The sequence below is a fragment of the Capnocytophaga sputigena genome, from assembly GCF_002302495.1.
In the GTDB taxonomy this organism is placed as follows: Bacteria; Bacteroidota; Bacteroidia; order Flavobacteriales; family Flavobacteriaceae; genus Capnocytophaga; species Capnocytophaga sputigena.
On sequence record NZ_CP022379.1, the window covers coordinates 477,296 to 492,515 of the forward strand.

The window sequence follows — 15,220 nt, forward strand, 5'->3', positions numbered from 1 at the left end:
TTGAATGAAGAAATATATATTTAAAGCACTGAAATATTTAGGTATATTAGTAGGATTGCTATTGGCTTTTGTGATTGTTTTCCCGATGCTCTACCCCGAGTATGTAACTGAGAAAGTTAAGAAATTAGCTAATGATAACCTCAATGGTGAACTCAACTTCTCTAAGGCAAATCTCACTTTCTTTACCCATTTTCCCTCACTCACTCTTAACTTAGACGATGTACTTCTCAAAGGGTCAGCTCCTTTTGAGAACGACACTTTGGTATCCGTAAAACGACTCTCATTGGGGATAGATGTGAAGGAATTGCTCTTCTCTAAAAAAATTGATATAGAAGAAATTTACCTAAAAAATGCTTTTGTCCATATCCAAGTAGACAAACAAGGGGGAGCGAGCTATAATGTGTACAAATCATCAGAAGAAACTACTGACGAAGGAGATGATGACGCTCGCGTAGATTTACAACGTATTGAATTAAAGGACACTCGATTAATTTATGACGATAAATCTACTGGTATTTACATCCAAGCCAACGGCTTTAACTACTTAGGAAAAGGAGGTTTAGAAGAATCTATTTTTGATTTGCGCACCAAAGCCCAAATACAGTCATTAGATTTTATCTTTGGTGGTGAAACTTATCTAAAGGACAAACACGTAAATGCAGAACTCATCACTCAAATCAACACGCATTCATTATCGTTTATATTTCAACAAAACGATTTGAAAATAAATCAACTTCCGGTAGACTTCAAAGGGAAGTTAGATTTCTTGAGCAATGGTTATGACCTCAATTTCGAAATCAATTCTAAAGATAGCAATCTCAACGATTTCTTTACCGCTTTGCCCCCTCAGTTTACCCAATGGCATAAGAAAGCTACTCTTAAAGGAAAAACCGACATTTTCTTTTCGATGAAAGGAAAATATATTGCTTCACAAAACCTGAGTCCCGATATTTATTTCAAAATGAAGGTAAGAGATGGCTATGTGGGCTATAAAGGGGTACCAGCACCAGCCGAACATCTCTACCTAAATGTAGAGACGAGTCTACCTTCTTTAGATGTAAATAAAGTAGGGGGTAAACTTGATTCTATCTATTTTACAATTGGTAAAGAATATTTTTCGGGTATCTTGAATTTAAATGGTATCAATCCCCCAGTGATTGATGCTAAAGTGCGTGCAAACATCAATGTAGCAAATGTAATGCACTTATTGGATATGAAGGATTTAGAGGTAAAAGGAATGCTTTTAGCTAATATAAAATCTAAAGGAACGTATGCCCCAGAACAAAAGCTATTTCCTATTACCAAAGGCGATTTAGAATTCTCGGAAGGTTATGTAAAAACACCCTATTACCCTAATCCTATCACCAATATACATTTTAAAGGAAAGGTAGAGAATACCGATGGCAGTATGAAAACGCTGGCATTGCAACTCAATCCTCTCAATTTCCTTTTTGAAAATAAGCCTTTTACAGTGAATTTAGCAATGGAAAACTTCGACGATATTCACTATGACATTCAAGCTAAAGGAGAACTCAATATTGCTAAGATTTACAAAGTATTCTCACAAAAAGGCTTGGAGTTAGAAGGTTATGCCAATGCCGATGTATCGCTGAAAGGCACACAAAGTGATGCCACCAATGGGCGTTATCACTTATTGCAAAACAAGGGTAGCATTGAACTTCGCAATATCAAAACAACATCAGAATATTTACCAAAACCATTTATTATTCAGCAAGGACTTTTTAGATTCCAGCAAGATGATATGCGCTTTACTAATTTCCGTGCTACTTATGGTAAATCCGATTTTTTGATGAACGGACGAATGAGCAATGTCATTAACTTTTTATTCTCTAAAAATCAGATACTGAGAGGTAATTTTTCAGTAGTCTCTAACTATATTGATGTTGATGAGTTTATGTATGCCCCTACAGCTCCTACTAAAGAAGCAAAAGAGGAAACTACCAGCACCTCAACACCTACTGTTACTTCTGAAAAAGGGGTAGTGATTGTTCCTAAACCTTTTGATTTTAACCTGAATGCTAACCTTAAAAAAGTAGTTTTTCAAGGGCTCGACATTCTCAACCTCAGAGGAAGCACCCAACTAAAAAGAGGTACTTTATCCTTGAAAAATGTAAACTTCAAGGTTATAGGAGTTACCGCTCAAATCAATGCTAAATACGGCGACGAAACCCCTAAACGCGCTCATTTCAATTTTGATATCAAAGCTGAAAACTTTGATGTGCAACGCGCTTATAAAGAGGTAAAACTCTTTAGAGAAATGGCTTCAATGGCTAAAGATGCGCACGGTATTGTTTCTTTAGATTATAAAGTAGCTGGAAAACTCAACGATGAGATGTTGCCTATCTACCCTTCACTTAAAGGAGGAGGCGTGCTTTCGGTGAAAGATGTACAAATGAAAGGTTTTAAACTTTTCAATGTGATTAGCGATAAAACAGGTACTGATGCGCTAAGAGATTCTAAACTTTCTACTATCGATATCAAAAGTGAGATTAAAAACAACCTCATTACTATAGAGCGATTTAAATTTAAAGTATCAGGATTTCGCTTACGTATTGAAGGACAAACCAGTTTTGACGGGAAACTCAACTTTAAAATGCGTTTAGGCTTACCTCCTTTGGGAATTATAGGGATTCCTATAAAAATAACAGGAACTCAAGAGAACCCTAAAATAGGTTTAGGCAATAAGTCTAAAGATTTAGAAGAAACTGAATACGATGCTAATAACGAAGCAACCAATGAAGAAAAAGACACTGAAATTATACAAGAAGAAAATCATCACCCCGATAGGAGTGATGATAGCAATGGCAACGGATGAGGCTATTTGTGTATTAGATTTTTTCGACCAAACAACTTGGTATCGAGATCAAGCTGAAGTACTTTTGCGCTTGGAAGCTAAAGATATGGCGCAGGAAAACGCCTTGCTTTTAGAACTCGAAAAGCAACTAAAAGAGTACTTTGCTAAAGAACGCAAAGAGTTTACATTACCCATTACCTTAGTAGGTACACCCTTTCAGGAAGAAGTGTGGAAGGTATTGCAAACCATTCCGTATGGTGAAACACGCACTTATAAAGAACAAGCAATTGCGGTAGGAAATCCCAAAGGCGTTCGTGCAGTAGCCAATGCCAATAGTAAAAATCGCCTTTCTATTATTGTACCTTGCCACCGTGTGATTGGCAGTAATGGTACGCTCACAGGTTATGCAGGTGGTCTTAGCCGAAAGGAGTTTTTGCTCAATTTAGAAAAAAGTAATTCCTAATACTATAACTATGGATTTCAGAACAATTGTACCTATCTCTAAAACAACTGAAAGCATTACTTACTATACCTCTATAGTGAGTTTAGGCTCGTGCTTTGCTGTGAATATGGCACAAAAGTTCGCTTATTACAAATTTCCTATTACTGTAAATCCGTTTGGGGTGCTCTTTCACCCTTTGGCTATTGAGAATATATTGCAACACACTATTGAAAATTCTCGTTATACAGCTGAAGATTTTTTTCTTCACAATGAATTGTGGCATAGTTTCGATTTTCATTCGGATATGAGTCAGTCCTCACTCAAAGAGGCAATACAGCAGGCTAACAGCCAGCAAATACAATTGCAACAAGCCTTACAAGAGGCGAGCTTTTGTTTTATCACCTTGGGGACAGCTTGGGTATATATCTACAACAGCACCGATACTATTGTAGCAAATTGCCACAAATTGCCCTCTCAACACTTTTCTAAACGATTGCTATCTGTTGAAGAAATTACAGAAAGCCTCAGCCATATTATCACTTTGCTGAAACAATTCAACCCTTCAATAACTGTTGTTTTCACCATTTCACCTGTACGACATATCAAAGATGGTTTCTTTGAAAATCAGGTGAGTAAATCACAACTCTTTGCAGCTTTATACCCATTTATCACCGATAGCAAAAACCTTTATTTTCCTGCTTACGAATTGCTATTAGACGAATTGCGCGACTATCGTTTCTACGCCAATGATATGGTGCATCCATCGGAAATGGCTATCAATTATATTTGGGAACGTTTGGTTACTACCTATATAGAAACTGCCACTCAAGCTGATATGAAACAAGTAGATAGTATCCAAAAAGGCTTATCTCATCGCCCGTTTAACCCTGAAACTGAAAGTCATCAGCAGTTTTTAGCACAATTACAACAAAAAATGGAGGCATTTACTATGAAATACCCCCATATTAGGTTTTAGGTTTCAGGTTTTAGGATTCAGAATTATAAATTAGTGTGCTTCTATTCTATAACTATAGCTATAAGGCTGATATAGATACAACAGATATTGTTGCATTGGTAAGTTGCCCCAGCTGTTATCACCTCCCAAACCTAATTGTTGCAAATCGATGTCTAAATGAGTGTAAGGTGAAGGTGTGAGTTCCCCAGCGTGAGTTTGCCCTTTTTCTACCCCAGGGAATAACTGGGCGGGACTATAAGGCAGGGCATTTACATTCAATAGAGTATCTATACTGTAAATAGTAAGGCTTACGCCCTTCTTGCTAAGTCTTGCCCAACGCACATCACTCTTATTGCCATTCTCTTGCGGACGCACATAAGGGTAATATTGGTCGGCAATAGTTCCTTCATACAAACCTATCATAGCCGATGTTTTTCTATCCCAATAACTTTCCCAAGGACCTCTACCATACCACTGAATACGCTGAAAAGGCTGTAATGTGAGATGATTGCCTATTTTGAAAGTAAGTGTTTTATCCTCTTTTAAAGGTTTGAAACTATTATGCACTGTTACTGAAGGTTTTCCTTCAAATAGCAATTCTTGGCTATAATCAATAGTAGCATCTACTAATCGTTTGTGAATACATATTTTTATTCGTCCATCTACACACTTCTCTACCGATACACTCACACTATCAGCTTTTTTATCAGCTTCTTGCAAGTGTTGTAGTTTTTTAGGTAAACCTGCCCCAAAATCGTTATCAGTGCCAGCACGCCATAAGTTTACCTCTAATCCTTCAGGAGCAAAAAGTTCTTCGTTTTTTACCTTAAAAGATACCCATTTTCCTGCTTGCTTGTCTATTTTGGCTGTATAGTATTTATTTTGTAAGAGAATATACATTGGCGTTTCCTCTATGGTTATAGGGGTAATATCGATGATAGATTTTTGAGGAGTGTAGGCAGTGAGTGGAAACTCGGCAAAGGCAAGAGGAGTGCCTTTTGCAAGTAGTCCTTCATTTTCCTTTAACTGAGCGGTATACTGCAATATATACTCTGCTTTATCATCAGTGAGCAAAGCAGGCATAACAAGTGATGTACTATTTTGTGGAAGCACTACCAAATCTGTAAAAGCACCACTTTGTACCTCTTTACCATCTTTGAGCAATCGCCATACTATTTGATAGTTAGAAAGGTCTTTAAAAAAATGTTTGTTACGCAAAGTCAGCACTTTGTCTTTATACTCAAAGGCTATTTCTTGCTGTACCTTTCGCACTTCATAACTATGAGGGTGAAAACTTCTGTCGGAAGCAATGACTCCGTTGATGAGGAAGTTGTTATCACTAGGCGTATTTTTGTTGCCATAATCTCCGCCGTATGCTAATACTTTTTTTCCATTGGGTAAGGTTTTATAAAGACCTTGATCTACAAAATCCCAAATAAAACCTCCTTGTAATTTGGGGTAGTGTTCATATACATCCCAATACTCTTGAAAGTTACCTAAGCTATTACCCATAGCGTGGGCATATTCGCATTGCAAGAAAGGTTTAGTACGATTGCTAAGCGCATAATCTACAAGGAAAGGAATACGGCGGTACATACGCGATTCTATATCGGTATTCCAATCGTAATGAGCTAATTCATAATGAATAGGGCGTGTAGAATCTAATCCTTTCATCAGTTTATATCCTTTGTAGAAGTTCCAACCATTCCCCGATTCATTCCCCATACTCCAAAACAATATACTGGGGTGATTTTTATCGCGTTGTATCATTCGCTGCATCCTAAGCAAATGTGCATATTCCCAGTTAGGGTCGTTGCCCAATGTTTTATCCTTTTCATAATGCATCCCGTGGCTTTCTATATTAGCCTCATCCATTATATAAAGCCCATATTTATCGCAAAGTTCATAGAAATAAGGATCATTAGGATAATGAGAAGTACGTACGGCATTGAAGTTGAGTGCTTTCATTAGCATTAGGTCTTTCTCCATACTTTCCCGTGATACTACTTGCCCCGTTTGGGGGTCGGTTTCGTGTCGGTTTACACCTTTGAAAAATACGCGTTTGCCATTTACCAATATATCACTTCCTTTTATTTCAATCGTTCTGAAGCCTACAAACCTACTTACTACCTCTTTCACCTTGCCTTGTGCATCGTATAGAGTTACTTGCAGACGATAAAGATAAGGGATTTCAGCGCTCCACGCCTTCACTTGAGGGAAAAGTGCTTGAAATGAGAGTTCTGTTTTTCCAAAAGAGCGTTTCAGCCCATCTGTAGTTTGTTTTTCAGTATACAGCAATTTATCTTTGTCATACAACGATACCTCAACTCGGTATTTTGAGGCATCTTCTGGAGTTTCATTCCACACTTCTACAAGCGTTGAGAGTTGTCCATCAGCGTAGTTTTTGCTTAAGAGAGAGGTTATACTTAGGTCATACAAATGCACTTTAGGGCGCATATAGAGATAGCAATCGCGCGAAATGCCCGAAAAGCGCCACATATCTTGACATTCGAGGTAGCTGGCATCCGTCCAGCGACGCACTTCCATAGCAATAAGATTTTTGCCCTGAACAATGTAAGGTGTAATATCAAATTCCGAAGCCAATTTGCTATCTTTTCCTACCCCTACGAACTTGCCGTTTACATAGAGTTTAAAAGCTGATTTTACAGCCCCTAAATGCAAATATACTTTCTCTCCTTGCCAAGAAGTAGGTAGGTTGAAAGTTTTGCGATAGAGACCTGCATTTTGAGCAAGACTATCAGGGATATCAGGAGGGGTAGGGTTCTTTTGGTTGAACTCATAAGAAGCATTCACATAGATAGGAATGCCATAACCATTCACTTCCCAATTGGCAGGTACAGCTATTTTTTTCCATTGACTTTCGTTGAAATCAGTTTTGTAGAAATCCTTTGGCAACTGCTTATAGTCTTCTTTCCAAAGAAAAGACCACTGTCCGTTGAGGTTCAAAAAGCGCACAGAAGTAGTAAGATTGCTGATTTGCGCTTTGCTCGCCTCTTCAAAAGGAAAGTAAGAGGCACGCATAGGCAAGCGATTAATTTCTTGTATTGCAGGATTTTCAAAGATACTATCGAGCTGTTGAGCTCTAATATTTTTACCACAGAAGATCAATATGGTAACTAAAAAATATTTCTTCATATAGTTTTTTAAGTTTTGTAAGTAAAACAACTGGCTGATTTAGTGAATAAAGTAGCATATTATTGGGTATAAAAACCAAAAATATGTTGGGCAAAGGTATAGAAAATTTATCAGAACTCAAAAACTTTTTGTTGAAGTAGCAACAAGAAGTAGAGCATATAAAAAAAGGCTACCTACAACACTGTAGATAGCCTTTTCTCATTTAGGGATTTTTGTAAGACATTATCTTTTTTCTTTGAGTGACCAACCGGTTTTGAGTCCGATGATAAAATATACTAACAATAGTTCACCTACTGCTAATAGTATATCCCCTGGCACACGTAACCAGCGTACTGTTTGCATCAATTCGGTATGCATAAACTCTTCAGAACGCGCTGACCAATAGCCGTTTTGAATAGCTTCTACAGCTTGCATAATACCTATAGGAAGCACACTCACTACTAACATTGTCATCAAACCAATGTTTATGAGCCAGAAAGCCCAACCGAGTAACTTGTCGTTCCAATGGCGATCAGGATATAAACCGCGAAGTACAAACAAGATAAGCCCAATACCGAGGATACCATATACACCAAAGAGAGCAGCGTGACCGTGAACAGCTGTAGTGTTCAAGCCCTGAACATAGTACAAAGCAATAGGCGGGTTGATAGCAAAACCAAATATACCTGCTCCGATGAAGTTCCAGAAGCACATTGCTATAAAGCAATAGATAGGCCATTTGTAGGCTTTAATCCACTCAGTAGATTTAGAGATTTTATAGTTGTGATAAGCCTCAAAACCTATAAGTACCAAAGGCACAATTTCCAAAGCACTGAAAGTAGCTCCCAAAGCTAATACGCCTGTAGGGGTAGCACTAAAATACAAGTGGTGGAAAGTACCCAATATACCCCCTGCTAAGAATATAATTGTTGAAAACAATACTGAGGCACTCGCTACTTTTATTCTGAGCAAGCCCATACGTGAGAACAAGAAAGCAGCCACTACGGTAGCAAATACTTCAAAGAAGCCTTCTACCCAAAGGTGAACTACCCACCAACGCCAGTATTCAGCAATTGCCATGTGAGTTTGGCGACCATACATCAAGCCTGCTCCATAGAAAGCTGCAATAGCAACAGAGGCTAATACAAAGAGCAATAACAAGTGGCGATTTTCATCTTTTTTGCGCAATGCAGGCAATAAAGCTCTTACCATCAAGAACAACCATAAGAACAAGCCTACAAGCAATAATATTTGCCAAAAACGACCTAATTCTATATATTCATATCCTTGGTGACCAAAGTAGAAGTTTTCTACTAAACCTAATTTTTGCATTACACCAAACCATTGTCCTGCTAATGAACCCAAAACAACTATCAATAAGGCGATAAAGAGAATATTTACCCCTAATTTTTGGTATTTAGGTTCGTGTCCTGATACGGCAGGAGCAATATAAAGACCTGTAGCCAACCAAGAAGTTGCTATCCAAAAAATAGCCAACTGTACGTGCCAGCTACGCGAAATAGCTTGTGGTAATATCATATCAAGTGGAATACCAAAAAAACCTTCACCTTCTACACCATAGTGTGCTGTGATCACCCCTGCAAGCATTTGTACCAAAATAAGTAATGATACAATCCAGATGTATTTGAGGGTTGCTTTCATTGAAGGTGTAGGTTTCATACCGCGCATAGGGTCTTCAGCAGGAAGGTGTTCACTCTCTTCTTCCTCCTTGTTACTTGCGTGATAGTACACCAAAATTCCTACCCCAAAAAGTAACATTAGCACACTAAATCCTGACCACATTTGTAATGAAGTAGATGGCTGATTGCCAATCACAGGATCGTAAGGCCAGTTGTTAGTGTAAGTAACATTGTCGTTAGGACGATTGGTGCTACATACCCAAGTAGTCCAAGTAAAGAAAGCATTCATTTGCTGCATACGAGCAGAATCTTTGATAGCATTCTTAGGAATTGCATAATGGCTACGCGTTTTATCCAATGAAGGATCGTTCATAAAGAGTTTAGTGTAATAAGCTGCCAACTCTTTAGCTACTTGCGCACGTTCAGGCGAGAAAGTAATCACTCCTGTTTCTTGGTTAAAAGTGTTTGTGCGAAGTTCTTTGCGCAACTGTACTTGGTATTTAGCCTGCTCTTCTTCAGAAAGGTCTTTGTATACCTTACCATCTTTAGCAGCAAATATATCCAAGAGCATCTCTGATTCGCGGTGTAAATAATCCGCATTCCAGTCGGGTGCAATATAAGCACCGTGCCCCCAGATACTACCTACTGTTTGCCCACCTATTGACTGCCAAACATTTTGACCGTCTTTGATGTCTTGTCCATTATAGAGCACTTCCCCCTCTGTAGTAACAATTTTTTCAGGGAAAGGCGGCGTAGTACGGTATATTTCTACACCGTAAAAAATCAGCACGAGGAATGAGGCTGCTACTGTAGCCCCAAGCCAAATCCATAATTTCTTAGCTGTCATAAATAAAATATATTAGTGTTTTTTATTATTTGCGGGTACAAAGATATAGAAGATAATTGTATCTTATATGATACTTGGGTATTTTTTTTTAATATTTAGGAAATTTAGAATCATTAAAAAAAGGCTATCTATTGATTTACAACAGATAACCTTATATATTAGTATTTTTTTTTAATTATTGTGCTTTAGGATTTGTAAGAACTCTTAACGTCGCAGTTATCAATTCTTTTAAGTTTTTATCAGAAGGCATTGGTAGATTAGCATTGATGATATTTCCTTTTTCATCTATCAACATATAACGCGGGATGCTTCTCAAATCGTATAATTCTTTGAATAATTCCTTTGTTTCAGGAGAGGCATATAGATGAATACCACGGAGTTTCTTTTCCTTTACCATTGCTTTCCACGCTTCTTTATCGCGGTCTACCGAAATACTTACAAAGGTAATAGGTTCCGTTTTGTAATCCTCTTGTAAGGCTTCTAAGGCAGGCAACTCCTTACGACAATCAGGACAATAAGTAGCCCAGATGTCTATAAACAGCAATTTACCTTTGAGTGGTAATTGCTCATATTTTACCTCTTTATCGTTTAAATCAGTAAGAGCAGGAAGAGCGGGAAAAGGTTGTCCTGCTTTGAGTTTATTTACCAAATCAATATGTTTTGAAAGGGTATTTAAAAGGTCGTTATCTTTCACTAATTGTTTCACTAAAGCAATGATTTCCTCATTAGTGGCAGTTGCCGAAGTAGGTGATACGCCCTCAATAATCAAAGGGGCTAATGCTTGCTTGATATTTTCCGATTTAAGCGCTTTGAAATCGGCTAATATTTTGCCCCAAGGGTCATCAAACTCATATTGTACTTTACGAGAGTAGATGCGCCATTTAAAAATATTCTGTACTAAAGTTTGATACTCGGGATAATCATTAAAATCAGTAGCATTGTCTAAATCTACTGCAGTACATAAATCTTGTAACTCTTTGATAGCAGGAGCTTCTTCTTCAGTATATTTACGGTGATTCAACAGATATTCCGATACTATAACCAACTGTTGATAGCGATTAGCTTTCTCTTCTTTAGCTGCAAAATCTGCTGGCAAGTTCTTGAGTATTTCGGTGTATTGTTGGGCTATTGCTTGCATACTTTGTTTAAAAGCCATAGGAGATTGCCCTAAGAGTTCATTTTGTTTTTCAGCTGATTGTAAGCCTATAGCTTCTTTTTGTTGCTGATAAGCCTTTATTGCTTCTTCTGAATTGGTACACGACACCAAGGCGCATACAAGGATTGCAAATATCTTTTTCATAACACTATGATTTAAAAATAATGACAAAGGTACAATATTTTTTGGGAAATCCCTCTAATTCTAACAATTATTCCTATTTTTGCACTCAAAAGACCTCTCATAGGAAACAATAATTCATTTTATGAATATAAATATTGAAGATTTCAGTCTTATTAATTTCATTTCTTCTGTTGAAACTATCCCTTTTGATTATGCTGGTGTAGAAGGCATCGCGGATTGTTTGGGATATTATATTATCTGTTTTAAGGAAAGAAACAGTGATATTCTCTCTGCTATCAGTTTTGATGATATTTTACTGCATAAAGAACTTACTGAAATAGCTAATCATATTTTGCAAACACTGTATATTCCTATCCGTTTTGGAGATGATAGTCATCTTGTTGAATCTACCTTAGGACACCCTTTCTGTATTGATGAAAAACTTTTTGCTGACCGAAAGATATGGTATTATTACATCAATGAAGAAAAAGGACTTTTAAGTGTTGGTATTAATCTGGCAGATAAAGTTATGAGTTTAGAGATTATCACTCACCCCACAATTATAAAAGAACGAAAAGAAACCTTATCTATATCATAAAAAAATCCGACCTATTACTAAGTCGGATTTTTGTATAATGTAGGTAGTTATTAACCACCAAAGTCATCGAAACGGATATTTTCATCGGGCATACCAAAGTCTTGACCCATTTTTTGAACAGCTTTGTTCATCATTGGAGGTCCGCAGAAGTACAATTCTATATCTTCTGGGGCTTCGTGTTTGCTCAAATATTGTTCAATCACAGCATTGTGAACAAAACCTAAGAAGCCATCACCTTCGGTATCATTGACATCTTTCTTCACTTTCCAATTGTCTTCTGGTAGTGGTTCAGAAAGTACGATGAAGAACTTGAAGTTAGGGAATTCGCGCTCTAATTCACGGAAGTGTTCTACATAGAACAACTCGCGTTTTGAACGACCTCCGTACCAATAAGTCACGGTACGTCCTGTTTTCAAAGTTTTGAATAGGTGGTACAAGTGAGAACGCATAGGCGCCATACCAGCCCCTCCACCTACGTACAACATCTCGGCATTAGACTCGTTGATGAAGAATTCACCATAAGGTCCTGAGATGGTTACCTTATCACCTGGTTTGCGAGAGAAGATGTATGATGAAGCAACCCCTGGGTTTACATCCATCCAGCCACCTTTAGCTTTGTCGAATGGTGGAGTAGCGATACGTACATTAAGCATAATCTCACGACCTTCGGCAGGGTAAGAAGCCATAGAGTAGGCACGTTCAGCAGGTTCTGGGTTTTTCATCACCAATGGCCATAGTTTGAACTTATCCCATTCCATTTTGAACTTATCGGGTTCACCTGGGTGTTCTACAGGGTGTGCAGTGATATCAATATCGGAGTATTTTACCTCACAAGGTGGGATTTCAATTTGGATGTATCCCCCTGGTTTATAGTCCATATCCTCAGGGATTTCTACCACAAACTCTTTGATGAAAGAGGCAACGTTGTAGTTACGCACTACAGTAGCTTGCCATTTCTTGATACCAAACACTTGTTCTGGCACCCCAATTTTCATATCTTGTTTTACTTTCACTTGGCAAGCCAAACGCACTCCTTCTTTCAATTCTTTTTTAGTAAAGTGAGGAGTTTCGGTAGGGAGTGCTTCTCCCCCACCTTCGTATACGTGGCATTCACATTGTAAACAAGACCCTTTACCACCACAAGCTGATGGCAAGAAAATCTTTTCGTTACCTAAAGTAGAGAGCAGTGAACCTCCAAGAGGCACTTCAACTACTTTTTCGTTATTGATAGTAATTTTTACAGGTCCTGATGGTGTTAGTTTCTGTTTTACGTAAAGCAAAATAGCAACCAACAATAGGATTACAACTAATAATCCTATCACCGTTACTGCAATAGTTGTTAATATTTCACTTGCTAATATCATTGCTTAAATCTTTTGTGTTATGAGCTAATTTATCAGTTTTAACTTCTTGTTGGATAGTAGTCTCTTGTTTAGGAGCTTCTTTAGCTTCTTCTTTTTTGCTGCTACCACCTGTAAGCATACCACCAAAGCTCATAAAGCCGATAGCCATAAGACCTGTGGTGATGAAGGTGATACCTAAGCCGCGCAAAGGTGCAGGCACGTGTGAATAACGTATTTTCTCACGAATAGCAGCCAATGCTAAGATAGCGATAGCCCAACCTAATCCTGAACTCACTCCATAGGCTACTGAAAGACCAAATGAGTGAATTACTTCAGCACGTGATTGCATAAAGAGAGATCCCCCTAAGATAGCACAGTTTACCGCTATCAAAGGTAAGAAGATACCCAATGAGTTATACAAAGATGGTGAGAATTTCTCTACTATAATCTCTACCAACTGTACCATTGTAGCAACCGTAGCAATGAACAAGATATAAGTAAGGAAGCTCAAATCGTAATTAGCATACTCTTCGCCTAACCAACGCAAAGCACCCTCTTTGAGTATGTACTCATTAAGTAGCCAGTTCATAGGTACAGTAAGGGTTTGTACAAAGATAACGGCAGCTCCTAAGCCTATGGCAGTAGATACTTTTTTAGATACAGCCAAGTACGAACACATACCTAAGAAGGTAGCGAAAATCATATTCTCAACGAATATTGATTTAAAAATCAGTGTTAAATATTCTAACATTTTCTTTTCTTTTTAAATGATTAATGACTGTCTTCTATCAAGGCTTTGTTGCGTGAGCGTTGTACCCAAACTACTATACCATAGGTTACCAAAGCCATAGGTGCTAACAACATAAAACCGTTGTTTTCATAGCCTAATGCATAAGCTCCTGTTTTTTTGATAGGGTCGCCTAATACTTGGAAGCCAAGCAAAGTACCAGAACCTAATAGTTCACGGAAGAAAGCAACGATAAGCAAAGCGATAGAATAACCACCTGCATTACCAATAGCATCTAAGAACGATTTTCCTGGAGGGTTACCCAAGGCGAACGCCTCAAAACGTCCCATCAAAATACAGTTGGTGATGATAAGCCCTACATATACCGATAGCTGTTTGCTAAGGTCGTACACATAGGCTTTAAGCACAAAGTCCACCACAATTACCAAAGCAGCTGCTACAATTAGCTGAGCGATGATACGGATTTTAGGTGGTATTACATTTCTAAGCAAAGAAATGGTTACGTTACCCATTACAAGTACAAAGGTAAAGGAAAGGCTCATTACGATAGCGGCTTTCAGTTGGGCTGTAATTGCCAAAGCAGAACAGATACCCAACACTTGTACCGTTACGGGGTTGTTATCCCATAGAGGGTCAGTTACTAATTTTGTATCTTTTTTTGATAGTCCCATAGTCTCTTATTTGTTTAAACTTTTAATATAGGATATATAAGGCTCTATGCCATCGCTTATCATCGCTTGCACTCCATTACCAGTAAGGGTAGCTCCTGCAATAGCATCAATTTTCCCATCTTCTTTACGTTTATTTTCAGGATCACCATTGCTTTTTGAAATTTGAATGCTTTGGAAGTTACCTGCGGCATCCAATAAATGTTCCCCGATAAAGTCGTCCATAAAGAAACGTTCTTTGATGTTAGCTCCTAAACCAGCAGTTTCACCTTTGTGGTCGAAGAAAACACCACGTACGATAAGGTCTTTATCTACAGCTATATATCCCCAAATAGCATCCCACAAACCACGTCCGCTTACGGGAATTATATAGAGGGTAGCTCCATCTTTTTCACCTACGTAAAGAGGTAAACCTTCACGATGACCGTTGAAGTTGATAAGGTCGTTTGCACCTTCTACTTTCTCAGCGGTATTTCCTTTGATAAGGTATTGTTCTTTCACATAGTTAGGGAACTCTTTTTCAGCATCAGTTGTAGAAAGAAACTCTACTTTACCTCCTCCAAGCTCACCTTGGTTGTGATTTACGCCCATAGCGTAGAGAATGTTTTGTTTCTTTTCTAACTTTTTATTGTTACTGATATCACTGCTCAATGCTGATGAAATACCAGCGAGCAAAGCTCCTACGATTACCACCATTATAATGGCGAAAATCACTGTATACGAATTACTTTCTGTTTTTACTGCCATAAT

Annotated in this window: 11 protein-coding genes; 4 read left to right on the plus strand and 7 right to left on the minus strand. The window is 38.0% G+C overall.

Translation table 11 applies throughout. The features are described from left to right. The first annotated feature begins 4 nt into the window (after positions 1–4). The 3 genes from CGC57_RS02335 to CGC57_RS02345 are packed head-to-tail and all read left to right on the plus strand — an operon-like array spanning position 5 to position 4,233. On the plus strand, positions 5–2,836 hold the full coding sequence (locus tag CGC57_RS02335; protein ID WP_095897805.1) for an AsmA family protein: 2,832 nt from the start codon (positions 5–7) through the stop codon (positions 2,834–2,836). Beyond that, positions 2,814–3,278, plus strand: coding sequence for a methylated-DNA--[protein]-cysteine S-methyltransferase (locus CGC57_RS02340; RefSeq protein WP_370684735.1), 465 nt, complete (start codon positions 2,814–2,816; stop codon positions 3,276–3,278). Before CGC57_RS02335 ends, CGC57_RS02340 begins: the two co-directional genes overlap by 23 nt. A 10-nt stretch (positions 3,279–3,288) precedes the next feature. Further along, the gene (locus CGC57_RS02345) at positions 3,289–4,233 is read left to right on the plus strand and encodes a GSCFA domain-containing protein (RefSeq protein WP_095897807.1); all 945 of its coding nucleotides are present in this window, start codon (positions 3,289–3,291) and stop codon (positions 4,231–4,233) included. Between the two features lie 30 nt (positions 4,234–4,263). Here the strand turns inward: CGC57_RS02345 and CGC57_RS02350 are convergent, their stop codons facing one another. From CGC57_RS02350 to CGC57_RS02360, 3 genes are all read right to left on the minus strand, one after another. After that, entirely contained in the window at positions 4,264–7,368 is a 3,105-nt protein-coding gene (locus CGC57_RS02350) for a glycoside hydrolase family 2 TIM barrel-domain containing protein (RefSeq protein WP_095897808.1), read from the minus strand. Between the two features lie 222 nt (positions 7,369–7,590). Further along, positions 7,591–9,834 (minus strand): nitric-oxide reductase large subunit, encoded by a 2,244-nt coding sequence (locus CGC57_RS02355; protein ID WP_095897809.1) that lies wholly within the window; start codon positions 9,832–9,834, stop codon positions 7,591–7,593. A 175-nt stretch (positions 9,835–10,009) separates the two neighbouring features. Further along, the gene (locus tag CGC57_RS02360; protein WP_095897810.1) at positions 10,010–11,134 is read right to left on the minus strand and encodes a TlpA family protein disulfide reductase; all 1,125 of its coding nucleotides are present in this window, start codon (positions 11,132–11,134) and stop codon (positions 10,010–10,012) included. A 121-nt stretch (positions 11,135–11,255) separates the two neighbouring features. Here CGC57_RS02360 and CGC57_RS02365 point away from each other — a divergent pair, with 121 nt between their 5' ends. After that, entirely contained in the window at positions 11,256–11,711 is a 456-nt protein-coding gene (locus CGC57_RS02365) for a hypothetical protein (RefSeq protein ID WP_095897811.1), read from the plus strand. Between the two features lie 50 nt (positions 11,712–11,761). On the opposite strand, the gene nqrF is transcribed toward CGC57_RS02365, so the two are convergent. Genes nqrF through CGC57_RS02385 form a run of 4 tightly spaced genes read right to left on the minus strand, consistent with a single transcriptional unit; the run spans position 11,762 to position 15,217 of the window. Continuing rightward, on the minus strand, positions 11,762–13,075 hold the full coding sequence (nqrF, locus tag CGC57_RS02370; protein WP_002680904.1) for an NADH:ubiquinone reductase (Na(+)-transporting) subunit F: 1,314 nt from the start codon (positions 13,073–13,075) through the stop codon (positions 11,762–11,764). Continuing rightward, positions 13,059–13,805: an NADH:ubiquinone reductase (Na(+)-transporting) subunit E gene (gene nqrE / locus CGC57_RS02375; protein ID WP_002680873.1), complete on the minus strand. Its 747-nt coding sequence runs from the start codon at positions 13,803–13,805 to the stop codon at positions 13,059–13,061. The genes nqrF and nqrE overlap by 17 nt, the downstream gene beginning before the upstream one ends. A 20-nt stretch (positions 13,806–13,825) precedes the next feature. Beyond that, positions 13,826–14,473: an NADH:ubiquinone reductase (Na(+)-transporting) subunit D gene (locus tag CGC57_RS02380; protein ID WP_095897812.1), complete on the minus strand. Its 648-nt coding sequence runs from the start codon at positions 14,471–14,473 to the stop codon at positions 13,826–13,828. Between the two features lie 6 nt (positions 14,474–14,479). Further along, on the minus strand, positions 14,480–15,217 hold the full coding sequence (locus tag CGC57_RS02385; RefSeq protein ID WP_002680897.1) for a Na(+)-translocating NADH-quinone reductase subunit C: 738 nt from the start codon (positions 15,215–15,217) through the stop codon (positions 14,480–14,482). Positions 15,218–15,220: the final 3 nt, after the last annotated feature.